At 44.5% G+C, this 23,916-nt stretch carries 16 protein-coding genes; 14 read left to right on the top strand and 2 right to left on the bottom strand.

The features are described from left to right. Nucleotides 1-113 precede the first annotated feature (113 nt). The 8 genes from CRO04_RS03355 (at nucleotide 114) to CRO04_RS03320 (ending at nucleotide 12,752) form a co-directional block, all read left to right on the top strand. Nucleotides 114-1,388, top strand: a complete 1,275-nt coding sequence (locus CRO04_RS03355; protein ID WP_097002815.1) for a BMP family ABC transporter substrate-binding protein — start codon at nucleotides 114-116, stop codon at nucleotides 1,386-1,388. 109 nt (nucleotides 1,389-1,497) lie between these two features. After that, the gene (locus tag CRO04_RS03350; protein WP_097003091.1) at nucleotides 1,498-3,027 is read left to right on the top strand and encodes an ABC transporter ATP-binding protein; all 1,530 of its coding nucleotides are present in this window, start codon (nucleotides 1,498-1,500) and stop codon (nucleotides 3,025-3,027) included. Then, nucleotides 3,024-4,127, top strand: a complete 1,104-nt coding sequence (locus CRO04_RS03345; RefSeq protein WP_097002814.1) for an ABC transporter permease — start codon at nucleotides 3,024-3,026, stop codon at nucleotides 4,125-4,127. Before CRO04_RS03350 ends, CRO04_RS03345 begins: the two co-directional genes overlap by 4 nt. A gap of 14 nt (nucleotides 4,128-4,141) precedes the next feature. Continuing rightward, on the top strand, nucleotides 4,142-5,122 hold the full coding sequence (locus CRO04_RS03340; protein WP_097002813.1) for an ABC transporter permease: 981 nt from the start codon (nucleotides 4,142-4,144) through the stop codon (nucleotides 5,120-5,122). A 143-nt stretch (nucleotides 5,123-5,265) separates the two neighbouring features. After that, nucleotides 5,266-7,230 carry an ATP-dependent zinc metalloprotease FtsH gene (gene ftsH / locus CRO04_RS03335; RefSeq protein WP_097002812.1) on the top strand — a complete coding sequence of 655 codons (1,965 nt, stop codon included), beginning with the start codon at nucleotides 5,266-5,268 and terminating at the stop codon, nucleotides 7,228-7,230. A 158-nt stretch (nucleotides 7,231-7,388) separates the two neighbouring features. Further along, nucleotides 7,389-8,750, top strand: coding sequence for a Wadjet anti-phage system protein JetA family protein (locus CRO04_RS03330; protein ID WP_097002811.1), 1,362 nt, complete (start codon nucleotides 7,389-7,391; stop codon nucleotides 8,748-8,750). After that, nucleotides 8,747-9,397: a DUF4194 domain-containing protein gene (locus CRO04_RS03325; protein WP_097002810.1), complete on the top strand. Its 651-nt coding sequence runs from the start codon at nucleotides 8,747-8,749 to the stop codon at nucleotides 9,395-9,397. The genes CRO04_RS03330 and CRO04_RS03325 overlap by 4 nt, the downstream gene beginning before the upstream one ends. After that, a complete protein-coding gene (locus CRO04_RS03320; RefSeq protein WP_097002809.1) occupies nucleotides 9,378-12,752 on the top strand; it encodes an ATP-binding protein in 3,375 nt (1,124 codons plus the stop codon). Before CRO04_RS03325 ends, CRO04_RS03320 begins: the two co-directional genes overlap by 20 nt. Nucleotides 12,753-12,809: 57 nt before the next feature. Here the strand turns inward: CRO04_RS03320 and CRO04_RS26720 are convergent, their stop codons facing one another. Further along, nucleotides 12,810-14,798 carry a YARHG domain-containing protein gene (locus tag CRO04_RS26720; protein WP_097002808.1) on the bottom strand — a complete coding sequence of 663 codons (1,989 nt, stop codon included), beginning with the start codon at nucleotides 14,796-14,798 and terminating at the stop codon, nucleotides 12,810-12,812. Nucleotides 14,799-15,050: 252 nt separating this feature from the next. Here CRO04_RS26720 and uvrA point away from each other — a divergent pair, with 252 nt between their 5' ends. From uvrA to CRO04_RS27245, 3 genes are all read left to right on the top strand, one after another. After that, a complete protein-coding gene (gene uvrA, locus CRO04_RS03310; RefSeq protein WP_097002807.1) occupies nucleotides 15,051-17,879 on the top strand; it encodes an excinuclease ABC subunit UvrA in 2,829 nt (942 codons plus the stop codon). Nucleotides 17,880-18,162: 283 nt separating this feature from the next. Then, a complete protein-coding gene (guaA, locus tag CRO04_RS03305) occupies nucleotides 18,163-19,704 on the top strand; it encodes a glutamine-hydrolyzing GMP synthase (RefSeq protein WP_097002806.1) in 1,542 nt (513 codons plus the stop codon). Nucleotides 19,705-19,906: 202 nt separating this feature from the next. Next, a complete protein-coding gene (locus CRO04_RS27245) occupies nucleotides 19,907-19,999 on the top strand; it encodes a putative holin-like toxin (protein WP_242974326.1) in 93 nt (30 codons plus the stop codon). Nucleotides 20,000-20,135: 136 nt separating this feature from the next. Here CRO04_RS27245 and CRO04_RS03300 read toward each other — a convergent pair whose 3' ends face one another. After that, a complete protein-coding gene (locus CRO04_RS03300) occupies nucleotides 20,136-20,744 on the bottom strand; it encodes a hypothetical protein (protein WP_097002805.1) in 609 nt (202 codons plus the stop codon). A gap of 939 nt (nucleotides 20,745-21,683) precedes the next feature. Between CRO04_RS03300 and CRO04_RS27130 the strand changes: the two genes are divergently transcribed. The 3 genes from CRO04_RS27130 to CRO04_RS26705 all read left to right on the top strand — a co-directional run bounded on the left by CRO04_RS27130 (nucleotide 21,684) and on the right by CRO04_RS26705 (nucleotide 23,341). Then, nucleotides 21,684-21,800, top strand: coding sequence for a putative holin-like toxin (locus CRO04_RS27130; RefSeq protein ID WP_330400767.1), 117 nt, complete (start codon nucleotides 21,684-21,686; stop codon nucleotides 21,798-21,800). 870 nt (nucleotides 21,801-22,670) lie between these two features. Continuing rightward, nucleotides 22,671-23,045, top strand: coding sequence for a helix-turn-helix domain-containing protein (locus CRO04_RS26710; RefSeq protein WP_242974325.1), 375 nt, complete (start codon nucleotides 22,671-22,673; stop codon nucleotides 23,043-23,045). Continuing rightward, nucleotides 22,967-23,341 carry a DUF5680 domain-containing protein gene (locus CRO04_RS26705; RefSeq protein ID WP_330400777.1) on the top strand — a complete coding sequence of 125 codons (375 nt, stop codon included), beginning with the start codon at nucleotides 22,967-22,969 and terminating at the stop codon, nucleotides 23,339-23,341. Before CRO04_RS26710 ends, CRO04_RS26705 begins: the two co-directional genes overlap by 79 nt. Nucleotides 23,342-23,916 lie beyond the last annotated feature (575 nt).

Raw genomic sequence — 23,916 nt, 5'->3', positions numbered from 1 at the left:
TATACTGATTAATGTATTTTTATTATAAGGGTATGACAATTACGTCAGGTGAGCCTTAGGCCCTTCCTGACGTTTTTTCATGGTCCCAGCTGATGTTTAAGGAGGAAAAGTCTATGAAATTAAGGAAAATGGTCGGCCTTGCACTTGCAGGTATGATGGCATTGTCCCTGACAGCCTGCGGCGGTTCTGCTTCTAAAGCAACCACCGGAGCGGAAAAGACAGAGACACAGGCTGCGGAATCTGCCAAGACAGAGTCTGGTGCTGAAACCACAGAAGCTTCAAAAGGCGGCATAGCCAAAGAAGATTTAAAAGTTGGATTTATCTATGTTGGTGATGAAAATGAAGGTTATACGGCAGCGCATTATAAGGGAGCCATGGAAATGAAAGAGGCTCTTGGCTTATCTGACGATCAGATCATTATTAAATGGAATGTACCGGAAGATGAAACCTGTAAAGATGCGGCTATGGATCTTGCTGATCAGGGGTGCAACATCATTTTCGCCAACAGTTTCGGACACGAATCCTATATGCTGGAGGCAGCAAAGGAATATCCGGATGTACAGTTCTGTCACGCAACCGGCTATCAGGCTGCATTAAGCGGACTGAGCAACATGCATAACTATTTCACCAATGTTTATGAGTCACGTTATGTATCCGGTGTTGTAGCCGGACTTAAGTTAAACCAGATGGTGGAAGACGGTAAAGTGAAAAAGGATGCAGTAAAGGTCGGATATGTAGGTGCTTATCCTTATGCAGAGGTAATCAGCGGTTATACTTCCTTCTTCTTAGGTGTCCGTTCCGTTTGTCCGGAAGCAACTATGGAAGTGAAGTATACAAACAGCTGGGCAAGCTTCGATCTTGAGAAGGAAGCAGCAGATGCCCTGATTTCTGACGGCTGTGCATTAATCAGCCAGCATGCGGATACAACCGGTGCTCCTACTGCATGTGAGGCAGCAGGCGTTCCCGTCGTTGGCTATAATATTTCCATGATTGCAACTGCTCCAAAGACAGCACTTACTTCTGCATCCATCGACTGGGGCCCATATGTAACATACGCAGTGCAGAGTGTCCTTGACGGCAAGGCCATTGATACAGACTGGTGCCAGGGATACAAAGAGGGGGCTAACTCCATTACAGAGCTGAACAAGGATGCAGTAGCACCTGGAACAGAGGAGAAGGTAAAAGAAGTGGAATCTGCCATCAAAGCAGGAACTCTTCATGTATTTGATACATCTACCTTTACTGTAGACGGCAAAAAGCTGGAGACCTATAAAAAAGACGGAAGCGATGTGGAGTACATTGAAGATGGTTATTTCCATGAATCCGAGCACGGTTCCGCACCGGCATTTGATATTTTAATTGATGGTATCACCACCATTGATAACTAAGCTTCTGCCGGATATAAATGAAAAGCGGCGCCAGTAATCTGGCCCCGCTTTTTGCGGTTCATTAAGACAATGGAAAAATGAGGAAAATATGAAAACGGAGGTTAGCCGGGTGAACGATAATTATGCCATTGAACTGAAACATATCACAAAACGGTTTGGCCAGGTAGTTGCCAATGATAAAGTCTGCCTGTCTTTAAAAAAAGGAGAGATTCTCTCAATTCTGGGTGAGAACGGAAGCGGAAAGACCACTCTCATGAATATGATTTCGGGTATTTACTATCCGGATGAGGGACAGATATTCATTCATGGAAAAGAGGTCACCATACGGTCACCAAAAGACTCTTTTGATCTGGGAATCGGTATGATCCATCAGCATTTTAAGCTGGTTGATGTTCTGACTGCAGCAGAGAACATCATTCTGGGACTGCCTGGGAAAGAGATTCTGGACCGGAAGGCAGTGAATGATAAAATCAGGGAACTGACCGGAAAATATGGATTTGACTTAGATCCTGACCAGAAGATCTATCAGATGTCCGTATCCCAGAAGCAGACGGTTGAGATTGTGAAAATGCTTTACCGGGGCGTTGATATTTTAATTTTAGATGAGCCTACCGCCGTTTTGACCCCTCAGGAAGCTGACCGCCTCTTTGCTGTTTTACGTAATATGAGAAAAGCCGGTCACTCCATTATTATTATTACCCATAAGCTCCATGAGGTTCTGTCCCTTTCTGACAGGGTCTCTGTTTTAAGAAAGGGGCAGTATATCGGCACCATCCATACCCCTGACGCTACGGAAGAGTCCTTAACGGAGATGATGGTTGGTAAAAAAGTAAGCTTAAACATCGAGCGTCCGGACCCTGTATCACCGAAGGAACGTCTCCATGTGAAGGGACTGACCTGTATTAACCGGGAAGGGGTAAAGACCTTAAACAATGCCTCCTTTACAGCCAACAGCGGTGAGATTCTTGGAATCGCAGGAGTGGCAGGAAGCGGTCAGAGAGAGCTTTTAGAAGCCATTGCAGGCCTCATTCCTTCTGCACAAGGTTCTATATCCTATTATCCGCCGGAAGGGGGCGAAAAGGAACTGACTTCCATGACAGCTGCTGAGATTGCAAAAATCGGAGTCTGCTTATCCTTTGTTCCTGAGGACCGTCTTGGTATGGGACTTGTGGGTGCCATGGATATGACAGATAACATGATGCTTCGAAGTTACCGGAAAGGAAAATCCTTTTTTGCAGACAGGAGAGAGCCAAAGGACCTTGCCCGGCGTCTCATTGAAGAGCTTGAGATCGCCACACCGGGAACGGCTGTTCCGGTACGGAAGCTTTCCGGAGGCAACGTTCAGAAGGTTCTGGTCGGACGAGAGATTTCCCTGGCTCCGGCAGTTATGCTGGTGGCTTATCCGGTGCGTGGACTGGATATTCACTCTTCCTATACCATCTACCATCTTCTCAATGAGCAGAAGAAGCAGGGAACGGCTGTTGTCTGTGTGGGAGAGGACCTTGATGTATTGATGGAGCTTTGTGACAGGATTTTAGTTATGTGCGGCGGAGAGATCAGCGGCATTGTAGACGGAAGGACTGCTACGAAAGAAGAAATCGGAAAACTGATGATGAAGACAGGAGGAACACAAGGATGAGTAAGGGAAAGGAACCGGTTTTTCAGATGACAAAGCGGGATGCCATAGAGCCCTGGAAGGCGTGGCTGATCCGGCTGGTTGCTGTGGCGCTGGCTCTGGCTGTCTGCGCAGTTGTAATTATCGCTCTGACGGGACTGAATCCTGTAGAGGTTTATAAAGGGATTTTTGCAGGTGCAGTTGGAACGAAGCGCCGTACCTGGATGACCATCCGGGATACTCTGGTACTGCTTTGCATTGCAGTTGGCATCACACCTGCATTTAAGATGAGGTTCTGGAATATTGGAGCAGAAGGACAGGTGCTCATCGGAGGCGTCACCTCTGCAGCCATGATGATTTATCTGGGCAATACCCTTCCTCCTTTGATCTTATTTCCCTTAATGTTTGCAGGAAGTGCTCTGGCAGCGATGTTATGGGCTGTGATTCCGGCATTTTTTAAGGCTTACTGGAATACTAACGAGACGCTGTTCACGCTGATGATGAATTACGTTGCCATGCAGGTGGTTACCTTTGGAATCATTTTCTGGGAAAATCCAAAAGGCTCCAATTCCGTGGGCACCATCAATTCTGCAACAAAGGGAGGCTGGCTTCCCAAGCTGTTTGGTCTGGAGTACGGCTGGAATCTGGTGATTGTACTGGCTCTGACTGCAGCCATGTTCATTTATTTAAGATACAGCAAGCATGGATATGAAATTTCGGTTGTGGGTGAAAGCGGCAACACGGCCAGGTATGCAGGAATTAATGTGAAAAAAGTAATTTTAAGAACCATGGCGATTTCCGGAGCGGTATGCGGAATTGCAGGATTTATCATTGTAAGCGGGGCCAGTCATACGATTTCCACCAGTACTGCAGGAGGAAGAGGATTTACGGCGATTATCGTATCATGGATGAGTAAGTTTAATACCTTCGCCATGATTTTAGTATCGTTTTTCCTTGTATTCATGCAAAAAGGTGCAGGACAGATTGCTTCCCAGTTCAATTTAAATGAGAATGCCGCAGACGTCATCACCGGAATTATCCTGTTCTTTATCCTGGGCTGTGAATTTTTTATTGATTATAAGATCAGAATACGTGGGACGAAACAGGCATCAGCAAAAGAATAGGAAGGAGAACGGTCATGGGATTTTTGGTAATTTTCATTCAAAAAGTCATTGGTCAGGGAATCGGAATCCTTTATGGAGCCCTGGGTGAAATACTGACAGAAAAATCGGGCAATTTAAATCTCGGAATTCCGGGAATGATGTATATGGGAGGAATCGCCGGACTGATCGGCGCTTTCCTTTATGAAAATTCCGCTGCAGAACCTAACGGTCTGGTTGGGGTAATTATTTCATTTTTGTGTGCGTTTTTATGTGCGGCACTGGGTGGTCTGATTTACAGTATTTTAACCATAACCCTTCGCGCTAACCAGAACGTGACCGGTCTTGCACTGACCACGTTCGGCGTGGGCTTCGGTAATTTTTTCGGTGGTTCTTTATCAAAGCTTGCAGGCGGCGTAGGTCAGATTTCCGTTGCAGCCACAGGAGCAGCTTTTAAGACCCCAATACCAGGATTATCAAAGCTGGGTGTGATCGGGCAGGCCTTTTTCTCTTATGGCTTTTTAACCTATCTTGCCATTATTTTAGCAGTTTTACTCTCTTTTTTCTTAAATCGTACGAGAAAAGGGCTGAATCTGAGAGCTGTTGGTGAAAGCCCTTCTACTGCAGATGCTGCCGGTATCCATGTGACTGCTTACCGGTATCTGGCTTCCTGTATCGGAGGCGGTTTAAGCGGACTGGGCGGACTTTATTTTGTCATGGAGTATTCCGGCGGAACCTGGACCAACAACGGTTTCGGAGACAGAGGCTGGCTTGCCATCGCCCTGGTTATTTTTGCTCTCTGGAAACCGGTTAATGCAATCTGGGGTTCCTTGCTTTTTGGTGGACTTTATATTCTTTATTTATACATTCCGGGACTCAGCCGGAGTACTCAGGAGATTTTCAAGGCACTGCCTTATGTAGTGACGATTGTGGTGTTAATTATAACCAGCTTAAGAAAAGAAAGAGAGCACCAGCCGCCGGCAAGTCTGGGTCGTGCTTATTTCAGGGAAGAACGTTAAAAAAAATAAAAAGTGTTAATTGCATCCAGTCCCTGTGTTTATAAGTATTTTATAATTCTTTTCTTGATTTATGGGGAGACTGACACTATAATGATAGAGGTATAGAATGGGTAGAAACTATTCGGATTGGAGAATTTACACAGATGGATAACAAGAATCAGAATAACAAAATGCCTAAGAATGCCCAGGTCATCGTTATCTGGGTAACAGCGTTTCTGATTGCGGTAGCAGGAATCTCATATCTGCATAATGCCATAACGACGAGGACGAATAAAGAATTAAGCTATGATACCTTTATGAATATGGTAGATGACAAGCAGGTGGAGTCGGTTATTGTAGAGGACAGCAGAATCAGTATTACTCCTAAGAAGACCTGGGAGGAATATAAACCAGGTGTCAGCTATTATACGGTAAGAATGGACAACGACTTAAACCTTGCTGAGCGTCTTCGTGATGCTGGTGTAGAGACCGTAAGGACACGCCGGGATGGAAACTTTTTCATCCAGACCATTGTCAGCTATCTTCTTTTATTCGCAGCAATGGGCTTCTTATTGAACTTTATGATGCGCCGTGTGGGCGGCGGCGGACTGATGGGCGTTGGAAAGAGCAATGCCAAGGTATACGTTCAGAAAGAGACAGGAATTACATTTAAAGATGTGGCGGGTGAAGATGAAGCCAAAGAATCTCTAACAGAGATCGTGGATTTCCTTCATAACCCTGGAAAATATACAAAGATTGGTGCCAAGCTTCCAAAAGGAGCCCTTTTAGTAGGACCTCCAGGAACAGGAAAGACATTACTTGCCAAAGCAGTTGCCGGTGAGGCTCATGTTCCCTTTTATTCTCTTTCCGGTTCTGATTTCGTTGAGATGTTTGTAGGTGTGGGCGCATCCCGTGTCCGTGATCTTTTTAAGCAGGCACAGGAATCTGCACCCTGTATCATATTTATCGATGAGGTGGATGCCATCGGTAAAAGCCGTGATTCCAGATTCGGCGGCGGCAACGATGAGAGAGAGCAGACATTAAACCAGCTGCTTTCTGAGATGGACGGTTTTGATTCTTCCAAGGGTCTTCTGGTTCTGGCAGCGACTAACCGGCCTGAGATCCTGGATCCGGCTCTGCTTCGTCCCGGCCGTTTTGACCGCCGGATTATCGTGGATAAGCCGGACTTAAAGGGCCGTGTGGACATCCTGAAGGTTCATGCAAAAGATGTGCTTTTAGATGATACGGTAGACTTGGATGCAATTGCTCTTGCAACTTCCGGGGCTGTTGGCTCCGATCTTGCCAACATGATTAATGAAGGAGCCATTCTGGCAGTAAAGAACGGACGCCATGCGGTATCCCAGAAGGATTTGTTTGAGGCTGTTGAAGTTGTCCTGGTTGGTAAAGAGAAGAAAGACAGAGTTCTTAATAAGGAAGAGAGAAGAATCGTTTCCTATCATGAAGTGGGGCATGCACTGGTAAGCGCACTTCAAAAGGATGCAGAGCCGGTACAGAAGATCACCATAGTTCCGAGAACCATGGGAGCACTGGGATACGTCATGCATGTACCGGAGGAAGAAAAGTTCTTAAACTCCAAGAAAGAGCTCCACGCCATGCTGGTAGGCTATTTAGCCGGCCGGGCTGCGGAAGAGATCGTTTTCGATTCCATTACTACAGGTGCAGCCAATGATATTGAGCAGGCCACCAAGGTTGCCCGTGCCATGATCACCCAGTACGGAATGTCGGAGAAGTTTGGACTAATTGGTCTTTCCAACAAAGAGGATCAGTATTTAAGCGGAAGAATGGTAATGAACTGTGCAGAAGCAACATCCTCCCAGATCGATGAAGAAGTCATGAAGATGTTAAAAGAAGCTTATGAAGAGGCAAAGAGTCTTCTGATGGAAAACCGTGATATTATGGATAAGATTGCGGAATTCTTAATTGAGAGAGAGACCATTACCGGTAAGGAATTCATGAAGATCTTCCGGGAAGCAAAGGGAATTCCGGAACCGGTTAAATCAGACGAAGAATCCGATAATGATGATTCATCAGAGGAGCCAAAAGACGGACTGAGCGACTGGGTGAAGGAAGAAATCCGTTCAGAAACAGAGGATGGAACGGACTTATAATCGTCGAAATGCTTTACAAACTGATTGTAACCCATGGATATTTTTGGTATAATATAAATAATGGCGAAGAATCAAACGGCTGTCATGTGATGATAGCCGTTTCTTTCTGTCTGTTTTTATAGGAATAACGAAGCGATGGGAGAGGAATCAAAACAACCATGATACTGATGAATGAGATACCGGACCGGTTCTGGGGACTATTCCGTTCCATAAACCGGTCTACCTACATAGAAGCGCTTTTAAGAATTAACGAAGAATATGAATACAGCAACTATTTTTTAAGCCGGGAGGTGTGCCTTCAGGTTTTAGAGGAGTATTTTATACAGAAACGGCTGGTGATCTGGCAGGACGAACTGGAAGATGAGGCGGATGAACTGCTGCCGCCTGCTTCCAGAGTATTAAACTGGCTTTTGAGGGCAGGCTGGCTTCGCAAGGTGGATGACTATGCCTCCATGACGGTGAATATCGTAATTCCGGATTATGCTGCTGTTATGATTGATGCATTTTTTAAGCTGTCAAGTGATGAAGAGGATGAAACCCAGATTTATGTTCAGAATATTTACGCCATTCTCTTTTCTTTAAAGAATGATCCCAGGGCGGGGATCAGCCTTTTAAATACCGCTTATATCAATACGAAACGTCTTAACAAATCATTGCAGGACATGCTTCACAACATGGATAAGTTCTTTGCAAATCTCCTGGAGCAGAAAGCTTATGGAGAACTGTTAAAGGATCATCTGGAAGGATATGTGGAGGAGATTGTAAAAAAGAAATATCACATTTTAAAGACATCGGATAACTTTTATCTCTATAAAAATGACATAAAACGGTGGATCGGAGATCTGCGTGAGGATTTGGCATGGATGGAGGAGATGGGCCGGCGAAGTGCAAACAAGGTGACTGCGGCTGATGTGGCGGAAAAGCTGGATCAGATTGAACGGGGCTTTGATGATATCGAACACCGGATTTCCAATATGGACAAGGAACATTCCCGCTATATCCGCGCCACAGTTACAAGGCTTAACTATCTTCTGAATCAGGAGGATAATATGAAGGGCCTGGTAATCCGTTTATTAAACCATCTTTCTCTTGCAAAGGATCAGGAGGAGGCAATTGAAAAAGCTGGAAACTGCATGAATTTATCCCAGCTTGCAATTCTTTCTGAGAAATCCATTTACAAAAAGAGAAAGAGCCGGACTGAGTTTAAAGAGACTCTGGTACCGGATGAAGAACCGGTCCAGCTGACGGCAGAAGAGATTTTGAATCTGAACAGGGTAAAGAACCGTTACAGCCGGAAGGAAATCGAAAGCTATATCGAATCCCGCATGGTACAGGGGCGTATGGAGGTCAGGGAAGACACAGTCCGTACAGCTGAGGAATTTGAAAAACTGATTCTGGCGTATGACTATTCTATAAGGAGAAAAAGCCTTTATCAGGTGGAGGACATGGAACCGGAGCTGATTGATAACGGAAGGTACCGCTATCCCAGGCTGGTATTTGTAAGGAGGAATGATGTATGACAAATGAAGAATATCCTGGCGTTATCAGCCAGATCCCATATTATGACGGTCTTTTGCAGGGGGAAAAGGCGGAGTTAAAAGATGCAATCCGGCTTTTGCTAAAACAGACCTTTATTCTGGAACACAAATACGACAAACGGTCCAACCGTTTTCTCTATAACCAGGAATTTAAAATCTGCAACAGGCATCTGGAATTTATCCGGGCGTATCTTGCTGTCAGCGGTGTAAATGTGATGGAGAACAGCCAGCTGGGTCTGATCTACATACAGGGAGAGGATACCATGGGAGAAAAGCTGCCTAAGCTTGCAACCCTTTACTTACTGGTGCTGAAGCTGATTTACGATGAACAGATGGCGGCAGTTTCCACCAGTGTTAACGTCTATACAACCATCAGCGAGATTCATGACAAGCTGGGCAATTACCGTCTGTTTAAAAAGCAGCCGTCTGTTACGGAGATCCGCCGTGCCATCGCCCTGCTGAAAAAGTACCAGATTCTGGAGCCTCTTGATGTTTTAGAAGACTTAGACGGGGACAACCGCATGATCATCTATCCCAGTATCAATGTGATTTTATTCGGCGATGATGTGAGAGCCCTGCTGGAATCATTTGAGGAAGGAGAAGACAGCGATGATGAATCAGAATTTTGAGGCTCTGTCCAGAATACTTTTAAATAACTGGCATTATATCAACCGGAAGACCTTATCATTCCATGAAGAGATCAATTTCTTTACCGGTCATTCCGGCAGCGGAAAATCTACGGTCATTGATGCCATGCAGATCCTGCTCTATGCCAATACCGACGGAAGAGGATTTTTTAACAAGGCCGCTGCCGATGATTCAGACCGGAACTTAATCGAATATCTGCGGGGGATGGTAAACATCGGTGAGAACAACGAGTTTGCCTATTTGAGGAATCAGAATTTCTCCACCACCATTGCTCTGGAATTAAAGCGTACGGATAATGGGGAATGTCAGTGTATCGGAATTATCTTTGATGTGGAAACAGCGACCAATGAAATCTCAAGGAAGTTTTTCTGGCACAAAGGCCCGTTGTGGCAGAATGAATACCGCACCGGGTCAAGAACCATGACAATTGAGGAAGTAACTTCTTATCTTCAGCTCCATTTTGAGAAAGATGAGTATTTTACAACCTCTCATAATGAACGGTTCCGCAGACAGCTGTATGATGTTTACCTGGGCGGACTGGATTCGGAGAAGTTCCCCATACTGTTTAAGCGGGCAATTCCGTTCCGAATGAATATCCGGCTGGAGGACTTCGTAAAGGAATATATATGCATGGAGCAGGATATCCACATTGAGGACATGCAGGAAAGCGTCATGCAGTACGGACGAATGAGGAAGAAAATTGAGGATACCTTTGTAGAAATTGGCTATTTAAAGGAGATGAGATCCCTTTACGATTCGGTTATGGAAAAGGATGAGGAGATCCGGTCCAACACCTATTATTTCCGCAGAATGGAGATTCTTGACGATCAGACCCGGATTCAGGCGCTGCGGGATAAGATCCGCCTTTCGGGGGAGGAATATGCCCGTCAGGAAGAGCGGAAAGAGGGATTAGATTCCCAGATTAATGATCTGACAAAGCAGGGAGAAGAACTTCTCCGCCAGATTTCCTCCACCGGATATGAGGATCTGAAGAATCAGCTGGAATCAGCCAGGGAGCTTAAGAATCATCTAAATAAAAGTGTAATGAAATGGCAGCAGACGGCAGACCGCTTACATGCGTGGATTGATGAGGAATCCACCTCCAACCAGACCATCTGGGACATTGAGGAATTTGAGAAAAATACAATTGATGAGGAAAAACTGGCCAGGTTAAAGAAATCCATCGCCCAGATGCAGGCGGAGACGGAAGATACGAAAAAAGAGGCGGAAAGCCTTTTGAGGGATATCAAAAAGCGGGAGCGTCAGACCAGTGAAGAACTCGCCCAGTTAAAAGCAGGAAGCAAGGCTTATCCAAAGTATCTGGAGCGGGCAAAAACCTTTCTCCAGCAGCGTCTTCTTCTAAAGACCGGGAAGGCAGTGGAGGTTCATGTTCTTGCGGATCTTCTGGATATCAGGGATGAGACATGGAGAAATGCGGCAGAAGGCTATCTGGGCAATCATAAGCTGTCTCTGGTTGTAGCGCCAGCCTATGCAAAAGCGGCCATGGAGATTTATGAGGAACTGGACCAGAGTGAGGCCTTCCATGTGGCAGTTCTGGATACAGAGAGGGCAGGAGAGAGCACACATGAGGTTCTTAAAAATTCCCTTGTGGAAGAAGTGATTGTGAGAGAATCTTATTTACAGCCCTATATGGATCTGCTCCTTGGAAAGGTGGTGAAATGCGAAAGCCTTGAAGAACTTCGCACCTGCCGCATTGGTGTGACACCGGAATGTATGCTGTACCACTCTTTCCGTTTACAGCACATCAATCCTGATCATTATACCCGATTCGCCTATATCGGCAAGGACAGTGTACGCCGCAGAATGCGTCTTCTGGAGAAGAATCTGGAAGCCATGGAGGCGGAAAAAAAGCCACAGGAACTGATCATAGGGGAGTGCAGCCGGATTCTCTCACTGGAAGCGTTAACAGAGGAAACAGAGGTTTATGTGGAGTGGCAGCAGGAAATAGCAGCTTTTAAAGATAAGGAGAAAGAAATCAAAAAGCTGGAGCAGAAGCTGGAAAAACTGAAGGCCCAGAATGTAGAGGAATGGGAAAAGGAACGGGAAGCTGTTTTAAGCCTCTGCGAGGGAAAGCGGGCTGAGTTAAGAGCCTTAGACCGACTCATGGGAGATCTCCAAAGAAAAGCGGAAGAATTCCAGCGTGAAGCGGTACAGCTGGAAGAGGAACTGGTATCAAAAGAACGGGTTCTGGAAGCCGATGAAAAGCTGGAGGAAATATTAAAAGCATCTCTGGAGGATAAGGAAGCTGTTCGCTATGACCGTTTAAAGGATAAATACTATGCGCTTTTAAAGAGAGCAGAAGAGGCACGGGAAGAGGCATACCGTCTTCTTGTCTCAGCAAGAGGGGAGTATGTCCGCAGATATCCTAACCGGAATTTCTCCCTGACTGCAGAAGATAACCGGGAATATGACCGTCTTCTGGAGATCATGGAATGTGCAAATCTGGAAGAATATAAGAACATGGCGGCAGAACAGGCAAAGTCCGCAGTGCTTCATTTCAAAGACGACTTTATGTTTAAGATCCGAAGCGCTATCCGTGATGCGCTCCAGAGAAAGGATGAGTTAAACCGGATTATCAGCAGACTGGACTTCGGAAAGGACAAGTATCAGTTTGTCATTGGAAAGAATAAGGGACCGGACGGCAGGTATTATGATATGTTTATGGATGATTCACTGGAGATTAATCCTTCCCAGCTTACAGATAACCTGGATAACCAGATGAATCTTTTCACCATGGAACATGAAAACCAGTACGGGGACCTAATCAATGACCTGATTAATATCTTCATCCCGCCGGATAACGCAACTCCGGAGCAGATGGAGGAAGCAAAGCGGAACATGGATAAATATGCGGATTACCGCACCTATCTGACCTTTGACATGCAGCAGCTGATCCAGAACGAGGATGAGGTCATTAAGATCCGCTTAAGCAAGATGCTAAAGAAGAATTCCGGCGGAGAGGGACAGAATCCCCTTTATGTGGCGCTGCTTGCCAGCTTTGCCCAGGCATACCGGATCAATGTTCCTCAGAAAATACAGAGGAATCCAACCATACGCCTGGTTGTCCTTGATGAGGCATTCTCTAAAATGGACGCGGAAAAGGTGGCGAGCTGTATCGAGCTGATCCGCGGTCTTGGATTTCAGGCGATTATCAGCGCCACCAATGATAAGATCCAGAATTACGTGGAGAATGTGGATAAGACCTTTGTCTTTGCTAATCCGAACAAAAAATCCATTTCCATACAGGAATTTGAGAGGGAGAGCTTTCATACGCTGATGAGGGAGCTTGAAGAGGAAACGGATGACATAGTATAAAACTAAACGTAAAAAATCACCTTGCCCGGCTTTTTCAAGCCGCAGCAAGGTGATTTTTTATCCCCAGCCAGGAACTTCCAGATAATATGCTGTATCGGGATCAGAATCCCCGGCTGTTTCCTTTACCCAGCCGCAGTCTCCGGCCTCGTTCATAACCAGCACAAAAGTATGTCCGTCCTTTAACGCCCAGCCTATGGGACAGACCGTTTCCCCGGCGCTGACAGAGAAAGCGGGGGTATCACCTTCCATCGTCGTTGTCACAGGAAAGGGGTGGGATACCACATAATATTGACCGGGATTATTATGGAGGAACGCATTGGTGACCAGATCATAATCCTTTTTAAAATAAATCTCTTGTGGAACCTCTGTTAATTTTCCGTCTTTGTAGGAAAAAAACAGATCTGTAAAGTAACATCCAAACTGGGGAGAGGAACCTGAAAATGGAGTGTCTGTTGAGACTGTCAGGCTGCCGTCTCCTTCCGCTCTCATACCGTTCTGGCGAAACAGTTTTCCATTACCGTTACATACTGGACCTGCCAGATCACCGATCAGCTTCAGGCTGCCGTTTTGGTAACGGTAGAAACTGAAGGAGAAAATGGAATCTGATTCCTGGTACACACTCAGATGAAGTTCAATTTCTTTGTCCTTTTTATTAAGATCCAATGCCGTAAGATTGATGTTGCCCCTTATATTTTCCGGAATGGAATTCTGGTACTTTCCATTTATATAAAGTCCGAAATTTTTTTCATCAGGATCTTCTTTGCCTTCGGTGCTGCTCCAGCGTACGGATTCACAGTTACCATCACCGTCCAGATCCAGAAGATAATCTTTGTCAGCTTTCAGGGTAACACCGTCATTGGAAATTTCTTTGCCTGGCAGCTGATTCTCGGCTGTTTTAATCAGATTCAGATTTTTCTTTTCCACTTCATTTAAGGAATCTTCTTTAAAATCAGAGGGGTCTGTCTCTGGTTGATACCATGATTTACTGTTAAAATAGTTCTGTAAATCAGCCGCGTCGAACTTTCTTCCATGGCGGGCATAGATTTCGTTTCTTGCCAGTCTCAGCGTGGCGGGGTCTGCTTCCAGCAAATCTCCTCCCGTGAGGCAGCTGGTGCTGCTTTCCGGAAATATATATTCCGGCTCTTCCTTTGTTTCAATGGCTTCGTCCCCGGATTTTTGTGCAGCTGTCATGAGCTGTTTCCCATAGTCATTAAACAATTTTTCAATCTGCCCATATGGGATTAAAGTTTCCTCTCCGGCAGCAGATTCAGCATTGTCTGCATTCTGCTCTGGAGATAATAGAATTCCATCTTTTAAAAGTGCAAACTGATTCAGACCGGAGGTCATGAGATGCGTAAGAAGGGTAGCGTTGGAGCCACCGGCAGATGACTGGCCTGCGGCTGCCTGTGCAAGGGCCAGCTTCAGAGCCTCCGGATCATCGGAAATAGCTGTAAGCGTTATCTTTTTTCCTTTTTCCACGTCATAGGAACTTAAATAAGTAAAAGTATCCTGCCGGTCATTTTTACGGATATCGGTGCCATTCTGTCTCAGACTTAATATTGTTCCATCGTTTCGCAGCACCTGATAATCATAGGTAAAAAGATAATTGTTACCCGGCGTTCCGGCTGCTGATGCCGGTGGAATATCCATTATGTCACTGATAAAACTGGATAGCCTTGTGACCTGGTCATTCTCTCTTATGCTCCTGTTGATGAGATACTGGGATTGGGGCTTATCAGGGATTATGACCTCTGGGACCCGGCTGTTCCACCGATATAACAGGGTACCCTGATCGGTATAAGTCTCATTATTGTCTGCAGACCAGGTTTTTACTGTGACCTGACTGCTGTTTTTATTTGTGTTTGATTTTTCTGCCCCGGTACTGTTTTGTTCCTGATTGGTGGTATCCTGCTTTGTGGTATTCTGATTCGTCAGGGATTCCGCCGGCGAAGAAGGGGTTTCCTCCAGCCGGGAGTTCCCCGTACATCCGGATATAGTTAAAGAAAGAGCAAGCAGTACAACTGGCAGTAATGGATGTGGTTTCATATTTTCTCAGCCCTCTTTTTTAGTATATAATGATTATACCATGCTTTCTTTTAAATAAATAGTTTTTTGATGAATTACAAAGAAAGGCGAAAGCAGGATTACTGAAAAAATATCGAACAAATGTTTGCAATGCGACTGATGTTGTGCTATAATGGGGAAAATGCTGAGTAACTACAAGTGCGGACTTCATATCATAAGTCCGCATTCGATTGTTGTAAAATTAAGAATCTGAGGATATAACAGGAGTACAGTATGGCAAAACAGTATATTAAGATAAGAGGTGCCAATGAGCACAACCTAAAGAACGTGAGTCTGGACATTCCCAGGAATGAGCTGGTCGTATTAACCGGTCTCAGCGGTTCCGGGAAGTCTTCCCTGGCCTTTGATACCATTTATGCGGAAGGTCAGAGACGGTATATGGAGTCTCTTTCCTCCTATGCACGGCAGTTCCTCGGTCAGATGGAAAAACCGGATGTGGAGAGCATCGAAGGCCTGTCACCGGCCATTTCCATCGATCAGAAGTCAACCAACCGTAACCCGCGTTCTACAGTAGGTACCGTTACGGAAATTTATGATTATATGAGGCTTCTCTATGCCAGAATCGGGATTCCCCACTGCCCGAAGTGCGGAAGAGAGATCCGCAGACAGACCATAGACCAGATGGTGGATCAGATTATGGAGCTTCCGGAGCGGACCAGAATCCAGCTGCTGGCTCCGGTTGTGCGCGGACGAAAAGGGGAACATGCCAAGGTTTTAGAAAGCGCACGTAAGAGCGGATACGTAAGAGTCCGGATTGACGGCAATCTCTATGAACTTTCTGAAGAGATTAAGCTGGAGAAGAACATCAAGCACAGCATTGAAGTGGTGGTGGACAGGCTTTCGATCCGTGAGGGTATTGGTAAGCGTCTTACCGATTCCATTGAGACGGTGATGGAGCTGGCAGGTGGACTGATGACTGTGGATGTCATTGATGGAGAGCCCATTCATTTCAGCCAGAGTTTTTCCTGCCCGGACTGTGGAATCAGCATTGAAGAAGTGGAGCCAAGAAGCTTCTCCTTTAATAACCCCTTTGGTGCCTGTCCGGACTGCTTCGGTTTAGGATATAAGATGGAGTTTGACGAGGACTTAATGATTCCTGATAAGAGCCTAAGCATTGATCAGGGAGCCATTACTGTGCTTGGCTGGCAGTCCTGTACGGATAAAGGCAGCTATGCACGTGCGATCCTGGAGGCACTTGCTAAGGAATACCATTTCCGGCTTGACACACCTTTTGAAAAGTATTCACAGGAGGTCCATGACATTCTCATCCACGGAACCAACGGCAAAGAAGTCAAGGTTTATTATAAAGGCCAGCGTGGAGAGGGAATCTATGACGTGGCATTTGAAGGACTGATCCAGAACGTTGCCAGAAGATACCGGGAGACCTATTCAGAATCCTCAAAGGCAGAATATGAGACATTTATGAGGATTACCCCCTGCCCTTCCTGCGGCGGCATGAGATTAAAGAAGGAGTCCCTGGCTGTAACAGTGGGGGATCAGAACATATACGAAGCGACGAATATGTCCATCGTCCGTTTCCGTGATTTTATGGACCAGCTGAAGTTGTCAGATATGCAGCATGCCATCGGAGATCAGATCTTAAAGGAGATCCGTGCGAGAATTTCATTCCTTATTGATGTAGGTCTTGATTACCTGACACTGACCCGTGCCACAGGAACCCTTTCCGGCGGAGAGGCCCAGAGAATCCGTCTGGCAACCCAGATCGGTTCCGGACTTGTGGGTGTGGCGTACATTTTAGATGAGCCCAGTATCGGTCTCCATCAGAGAGATAATGACAAGCTTTTAAAGACGCTTCTTCATCTGCGTGATCTGGGCAACAGCGTGATCGTGGTGGAACATGACGAGGACACCATGATGGCAGCTGACTGTATCGTGGATATCGGACCCGGAGCCGGTGAGCATGGCGGCAATGTGGTTGCGGTAGGAAATGCAAAGCAGATCATGAAGAACAAAAACTCCATTACCGGCGCTTATTTAAGCGGTAAAATCAAAATTCCGGTTCCCCGGGAGAGAAGGCAGCCTACCGGCTATCTTACAGTCAAAGGAGCCAGAGAGAACAATTTAAAGAATATCGATGTGACTTTCCCTCTGGGAGTGATGACCTGCGTCACCGGTGTTTCCGGTTCCGGTAAGAGTTCTCTGGTTAACGAGATCCTTTATAAGGCCCTTGCAAAGAAGTTAAACCGTGCCAGAACCATTCCCGGCAAGCATACGGAGATTACAGGTACAGAACAGCTGGATAAGATTATTGCCATTGACCAGTCGCCGATTGGAAGAACTCCACGGTCGAATCCCGCTACTTATACGGGTGTGTTTGATCTCATCCGTGATTTATTTGCTTCCACAGCAGATGCCAAGGCAAAAGGTTATGCCAAGGGCAGATTCAGCTTTAACGTGAAGGGCGGCCGGTGCGAAGCCTGCAGCGGTGACGGTATCATCAAGATCGAGATGCATTTCCTTCCGGATGTATATGTGCCCTGTGAGGTCTGCGGCGGCAAGCGCTATAACCGTGAGACACTGGATGTGAAATATAAGGGAAAGACAATCTACGATGTTTTAAATATGACGGTAGAGGAAGCGCTTAAGTTTTTCGAGAATGTTCCTACGATTTCCAGGAAGATTTCCACGCTCAATGATGTAGGATTATCCTATATCCGTCTTGGACAGCCATCGACGGAGCTGTCCGGTGGAGAGGCCCAGAGAATTAAGCTGGCTACGGAGCTGAGCAAGCGCGGAACCGGCAAGACCATCTACATTCTGGACGAGCCGACGACCGGACTTCACTTTGCAGATGTCCATAAGCTGATCGAGATTCTCCGCAAGCTGTCTGACGGCGGCAATACGGTGGTTGTCATCGAACATAACTTAGATGTTATAAAAACAGCCGATTATATCATAGACATCGGTCCGGAAGGCGGGGACAAGGGCGGAATGATTATTGCCCAGGGCACACCAGAGGAGATTATAGCGTGTCCGCAGTCTTATACCGGTCAATATGTGAAGAAATATTTAGAGCAGTAAAAGAGGCTTTATAAGCGGAAGATTCCGGAGATTATTCAGCCCGGAGTCTCCGCCGCCTCCTGTGCAGGAAGACGCACAGGCAGGCGGTTGGGACAAAGGGCATTTCCGGCATATTCCGTTTTTTTCGTATGATTGGTGAGAAAAGAAAGTTTAAAGGAGCCTTTGGTTGTCAGAATCGACATCTTTTTTCTGAATTGTAGAAAATACTTGTCAAGCCATTGGAAGTAGAATATAATGTTATCCAAAGTGCTATTTGTTGAAGCTTAAATTAGGAGGAATACCCGTGAAGAGAGAAATGATTATCGTTCTGGATTTCGGCGGACAGTATAACCAGCTGATTGCCAGAAGAGTCAGAGAATGCAACGTTTACTGTGAGGTCCATCCACATACACTGCCACTGGACAAGATTAGAGAGATGAATCCCAAAGGAATCATATTCACAGGTGGTCCAAACAGTGCTTATAAGGAAGAGTCCCCTTGCTGTGAAAAAGAAATCTTTGAAATGGGAATCCCGATCCTGGGAATCTGTTATGGCTCCCAGTTAATGGCTCATATGCTGGGTGGCAAGGTTGCCACAGCTCCTGTCAGCGAATACGGAAAGACAGAAGTTCATGTAGAACCCGGCAGCAAAATATTAGAGAATGTAAATCCGAAGACCATCTGCTGGATGAGTCATACGGATTATATAGAGAAAGCACCGGAAGGCTTTACTGTTACCGCTCACACCCCGGTATGCCCGGTTGCAGGAATGGAATGCGACGAAAAGGGGCTTTATGCTGTTCAGTTCCACCCGGAGGTTATGCACACACAGGAAGGAACGAAGATGCTTTCCAACTTTGTTTATAATGTGTGTAAGTGTACCGGTGACTGGAAGATGGATTCCTTCGTGGAAACATCAATTCAGTCTATCAGAGAGAAGGTTGGAGACGGAAAGGTTCTCTGCGCGCTGTCTGGCGGTGTGGATTCTTCTGTGGCAGCGGTTATGCTGGCGAAGGCGGTTGGTAAGCAGCTTACCTGCGTATTTGTAGATCATGGTCTGCTTCGTAAGAACGAAGGTGACGAGGTTGAGGCAGTATTTGGACCTGCAGGCCCATATGATTTGAACTTTGTCCGTGTGAATGCTCAGGAACGTTTCTATGAGAAACTGAATGGAGTAGAAGATCCGGAGACAAAGCGGAAGATTATTGGGGAAGAATTTATCCGTGTATTTGAGGATGAAGCGAAGAAGATTGGTACAGTGGATTACTTTGTTCAGGGAACGATTTATCCGGATGTGATTGAGTCAGGTCTTGGTAAGTCTGCAGTGATCAAGTCCCATCATAATGTGGGCGGACTTCCTGAGCATGTGGATTTCAAGGAGATTATTGAGCCACTTCGTCTTCTGTTTAAGGACGAGGTTCGTAAAGCCGGTCTGGAGCTTGGAATTCCGGAATATCTTGTTTACCGTCAGCCATTCCCGGGTCCGGGGCTTGGTGTTAGAATTATCGGTGCGGTTACACCGGAAAAGGTAAGGATTGTACAGGAGGCAGATGCGATTTATAGGGAAGAAATTGCGAAAGCGGGAGTGGATAAAGGACTGGGACAGTACTTTGCTGCACTTACGAATATGCGTTCCGTTGGCTGCATGGGCGATGAGAGAACCTATGATTATGCAATTGCTTTGAGAGCAGTGTTGACTTCGGACTTTATGACTGCGGAATCAGCAGAGCTTCCATGGGAGGTTCTGGGGGTTGTGACCAGAAGGATTGTAAATGAAGTGAAGGGCGTGAACCGGGTGTTGTATGACTGCACGGGGAAGCCGCCGGCTACGATTGAGTTTGAGTGATTGGAAAAAACCTCGGAACCCGCATAAACACTGGGCTTTCGAGGTTTATTTTTGCCTCGTGACATTAATATAGTTTGACAGATGGTTATTGAAGCAGAAGAAAAGCATATTGTGATATGAGCCAATGCATGTTATAATTTTCCATGAGCACCGTGTACAGGGTGGAAGCCTCCCAACTTGCAGAAGAGGGGAGGTGGTGCATATGGATACATACCAGGCCTTAAGTATATTATTTTTAGGCGGGTCATTCCTGATCGCATTACTGACCTACATAGATAGGAAAAATAAGCGATAATAAAAATGCCTACCCTGTCAGCCAACAGGATAGGCGGTGTCCGTAAGGACGCTTAAAGTCTAATTGGGCTTCCACCTTGTGGGCGGTTGCTCTTTTATATTGCTATTATAAATCATGTCTTTAGAAATTTCAAGGCCTACAGATATTTTATCGGCAGTCCCCGGCTGGCAAGACAATAGACTATGCCGCTTATCTCCAAATATCCGGATTGAAAGATTTCAGCTACGGCCAGATCTGCTTCTATGTTTTGGGACAATATTGCATCAGCCTCAAACTCTTCACGTGTGACAATAGTCTTTTCCCTGGTTTCAGGATTCCAACGAATAATTTCTTCGCTGCTTATATCGATAAGAGCCGGCTGCTCTGCAATATGGCCTTGGAATTGTGTCATGAATTTCGTAAGCTGGTCCTCTAGTGATAGGTTAGCTGTTATGCCATTGATTTTTGCCGTATTGAGCTGAGAAGCTAACATCTTCTCTTTGTCAGGATATAGGTGTGCATATGTTTGCCAGGAAGAAACTGAGGTATGGATATACAACGCTGACTTGATCACCTTCCCGAATTCCGGACCAAAACAAAATATTGAAAGCCAGGTGGCCTGCAGTTTTATTTTCGTATTCAATGAACTGTTCAATTGGTCTAAAGTCCAAATTTGCATTGCATTTGCACTGGATTTTCCAATGGAGCCAACTGCCTTGCATGGATTCTTTTGTAATTTATAGAATATGGTGGCGTAATTCATCATGGCCGGAGCCACGGCTAAAAGCCATGAAAAAGGTGCTATTTGGTTAGGAAATGATGAAACACATTATGAAAAAAATGGGTCGATAAAGATATTGATGATTTGGAAACATTAATAGACCTTACTCTTCATTGGATTAATTATGAAACATTAACTGAACAGTATAAAGAAAGCATGAATATTTCCGATTAAAAAGCGGCCAACCTCGTCTCTTTTCTTATGGAATAATTTGGTGTATAATGGAGAGGAAAAAGGAGGGTAAAACAATGAAGTGTGGATGGTGTAATGGAAAATTGACGTATATGATGGAAAATTTATAACAATGAATTGTAAAATACAAAATGATGAATTACACATAGAGAAAGGAAGGTACTCATTCATAGATATGACGGAGATCGAGATTACATATCATAAATTTAAAATTGTTATATGTAATTAGTAATATATAGAAATACTACAATATTTAAAATGAGAGCGTAAATTTTCTTGTGTCCGGAAAGTAGACAACTGTCTGGAATTGAATTAGATATGTAGTAAATTCCTATGATTCGGAACTTATTTGCAATGTGGAACATAAGTTTCTATCTGTAGTTACCTGATTCCCAATTTATATACTTTCGGATAACAAAAATAGTCGTTACCTATAGCTTTTTTTTGTGGGCACTGCCTATATCCGACCTCTGGAATTATTAGGAAAAAATGTTCCAGATACAATAACATTAACTGGCTCAGTACCAAATTCCAAATTCCGGTACCGCTGTGTCCATTTCTTTTTAACATTCTGATTTTGGAGTGGATACTTTTTCTGCTAAAAAATAACCTCTATTGAAACCAATAAGAATGTATGATACAATTCCCTGTGAAAGTACCCATGACAGGGTGGTAACCTCCCGAGCCAATGAAACCGGATTACCGGAATACATAGGAAGGGAGGTGGCGCACATGACGGCATATGAAATCATTATGATTTTCTTAGGGATATTAGCTTTGTTGATTTCCTTTGGCGGATTAATTGTTGCGTTGCTTACCTTTCTCGACAAGAGAAACAAGCACAAATAAAAAATGCCTATCCTGTCTGACCACAGGATAGGCGGTGTCCGTAAGGACATTTGACCTATTTTGCTCGGGGCATCCACTTTGGAGTGGGTGCTTTCTTTATATCTAATATATCATATCTATAAAGTGATTTCAAGTGTATTTTGGCCGCCGGGACTACTAATAGGTTAGCCAGCTTTTGATCCTTATCCGTATAAAAGTAAGAATAAGTATTCCAGATAGTCTAAACTGTTTCATAACCCAGATGAACTTGCGAAACGTGCGAAATATAAATCACCCGTTACGCGGGGGAGGGGTTTTTGTTATACAAAAAATCACTTTTCGTTATATGGGTATATTGCGTTTCCTGTAAAATGATCTGTCAAGAAGAAGCTTGTTTTTAGGCGGGTCATTCCTGATCGCATTACTGACCTACATAGACAGGAAAAATAAGAGATAATAAAAATGCCTACCCTGTCAGCCAACAGGATAGGCGGTATCCGTAAGGACGCTTAAAGTCTAAGTGGGCTTCTACCTTGTGGGCGGTTGCTCTTTTATATTGTTATTTTTTGCATTTAAAACAAGCCCTGAACTAGCTTACAAAGCAATGATGACGAGCAGAGTGGCTTGTTTTGTATTATAATCCCCCAATAGCCTCCATTCAGATAATACGCCCGCAACTGTGCCATCTTTTCCACTCCCATCTGGCTCCAACCAGTTATTTAAAACTGCTGATGAATTCTTCCTCAAAATTCAAATAAATTAGTTATACATATAAAAACACCAATCAATGCAACGACCAGTATCTTTTATGTACTCCCCCATTGCTTTTCTAGTCCTGCTGCCTGTGATATTCTAGAAGAAAGTAATCATTAAAAATGGAGGATCAATAAAATGACATTCTCAGACAAATTACAAATCATACGAAAATCCAAAGGCATCACCCAGGAAGAATTAGCTGAAAAATTAAATGTATCCCGTCAGGCTGTCACAAAGTGGGAGAGTGGCATGGTATACCCGGATATAATGAATTTGATTCAATTAAGTGAATTATTTCATATAACGGTTGATTATCTTGTTAAAGACAATCAATGCAGCAAATCTATGGAGAGCGCTTATGATAATGACATGGACCAACTGATAGATTTCAAATTAGAGGCAATCAAAAATACATACGCAGGTTATGCTGAATCCTGTGGCACATCAAGGCCTGGTTCAAACGATTATATCTACAAAAAGGTGATTACCAATATTATGATATCTGGTTAGGCGGAGAAAAGTTTTCAGGAGAGGAAGCTATATGGAAAAACGAAAGAGCAATTTACTCGATGAACTATTTTGGCAGAAACCTAGACGAGAGATTCAGCAGTGATTTCTTAAAAGAAGTATTAAGGTCAGCAACAAGAGAATTACCTTTCAGGGGTCCGGAATTCTATCAATCTGGAGAGTATACATATAAAACTAAGGTAATAGGAGATATGGACTGGTTCCAGGGGTACGAAGAAATTTTCTGCCAGAATATTAAAGTTTATGAATGTTTTTATCATGGAGGTGTGCTGGTTTAGTGAAATAGGGTATAATCTTAACTCGCAACTCACATTCAGACAAGATTTTCCATACTATTTTTTTCTGAAACACGGAGATTTTCATCAGATACCGCCAGTAGTGTTAAATCAGAAGAATGATTCAGTTATAGAAGCTCATTTCGAGCTTCTATTTTTTATGTTTTGAGCTGTAATAAAAGAATTTTTAATAGTTATCCAATACATTAAAATCTAATAATTAACTCTTTTACAAACTATTAAACGGTAAATAACACCACAAATTAAACCACAATATACGATTAAAATTTCATTTTTTAAAAGTCTCAATGCCCCCCAATAGATCCAGGCAGACCTGCCACAGAAAACCTGAGCAGGATCAACTACGATCAATAATTTATACCATGAGATGCTTAAGAAGGAGCTGTGAAAAACTGGCTAAGTATATATAACATCCCCCCTCACCCTCAAATTTTCATCTTCCATGTCATCAAATTCATGAAGAACATAATCCATCCCTAGAAGGTGTCCATCACCCTTATGACGTCATCAGCATATACTGACCTTGGGTGTAAATTTAAATACAAGTGCCGTTCATT

The organism is Lacrimispora amygdalina (assembly GCF_900205965.1).
Lineage (GTDB): Bacteria > Bacillota > Clostridia > Lachnospirales > Lachnospiraceae > Lacrimispora > Lacrimispora amygdalina_A.
This window is presented reverse-complemented; position numbering and strand designations above follow the sequence as displayed.

Bases quoted from the DNA above. Each gene is read 5' to 3' on its own strand.
- CRO04_RS26720 (WP_097002808.1), bottom strand. From the start codon at position 14,798: ATGAAACCACATCCATTACTGCCAGTTGTACTGCTTGCTCTTTCTTTA.
- CRO04_RS26710 (WP_242974325.1), top strand. From the start codon at position 22,671: ATGACATTCTCAGACAAATTACAAATCATACGAAAATCCAAAGGCATC.
- uvrA (WP_097002807.1), top strand. From the start codon at position 15,051: ATGGCAAAACAGTATATTAAGATAAGAGGTGCCAATGAGCACAACCTA.
- CRO04_RS27130 (WP_330400767.1), top strand. From the start codon at position 21,684: ATGACGGCATATGAAATCATTATGATTTTCTTAGGGATATTAGCTTTG.
- CRO04_RS03300 (WP_097002805.1), bottom strand. From the start codon at position 20,744: ATGATGAATTACGCCACCATATTCTATAAATTACAAAAGAATCCATGC.
- CRO04_RS03325 (WP_097002810.1), top strand. From the start codon at position 8,747: ATGACAAATGAAGAATATCCTGGCGTTATCAGCCAGATCCCATATTAT.
- CRO04_RS03355 (WP_097002815.1), top strand. From the start codon at position 114: ATGAAATTAAGGAAAATGGTCGGCCTTGCACTTGCAGGTATGATGGCA.
- CRO04_RS03345 (WP_097002814.1), top strand. From the start codon at position 3,024: ATGAGTAAGGGAAAGGAACCGGTTTTTCAGATGACAAAGCGGGATGCC.
- CRO04_RS03340 (WP_097002813.1), top strand. From the start codon at position 4,142: ATGGGATTTTTGGTAATTTTCATTCAAAAAGTCATTGGTCAGGGAATC.
- CRO04_RS03320 (WP_097002809.1), top strand. From the start codon at position 9,378: ATGATGAATCAGAATTTTGAGGCTCTGTCCAGAATACTTTTAAATAAC.
- CRO04_RS27245 (WP_242974326.1), top strand. From the start codon at position 19,907: ATGGATACATACCAGGCCTTAAGTATATTATTTTTAGGCGGGTCATTC.
- ftsH (WP_097002812.1), top strand. From the start codon at position 5,266: ATGGATAACAAGAATCAGAATAACAAAATGCCTAAGAATGCCCAGGTC.
- CRO04_RS03330 (WP_097002811.1), top strand. From the start codon at position 7,389: ATGATACTGATGAATGAGATACCGGACCGGTTCTGGGGACTATTCCGT.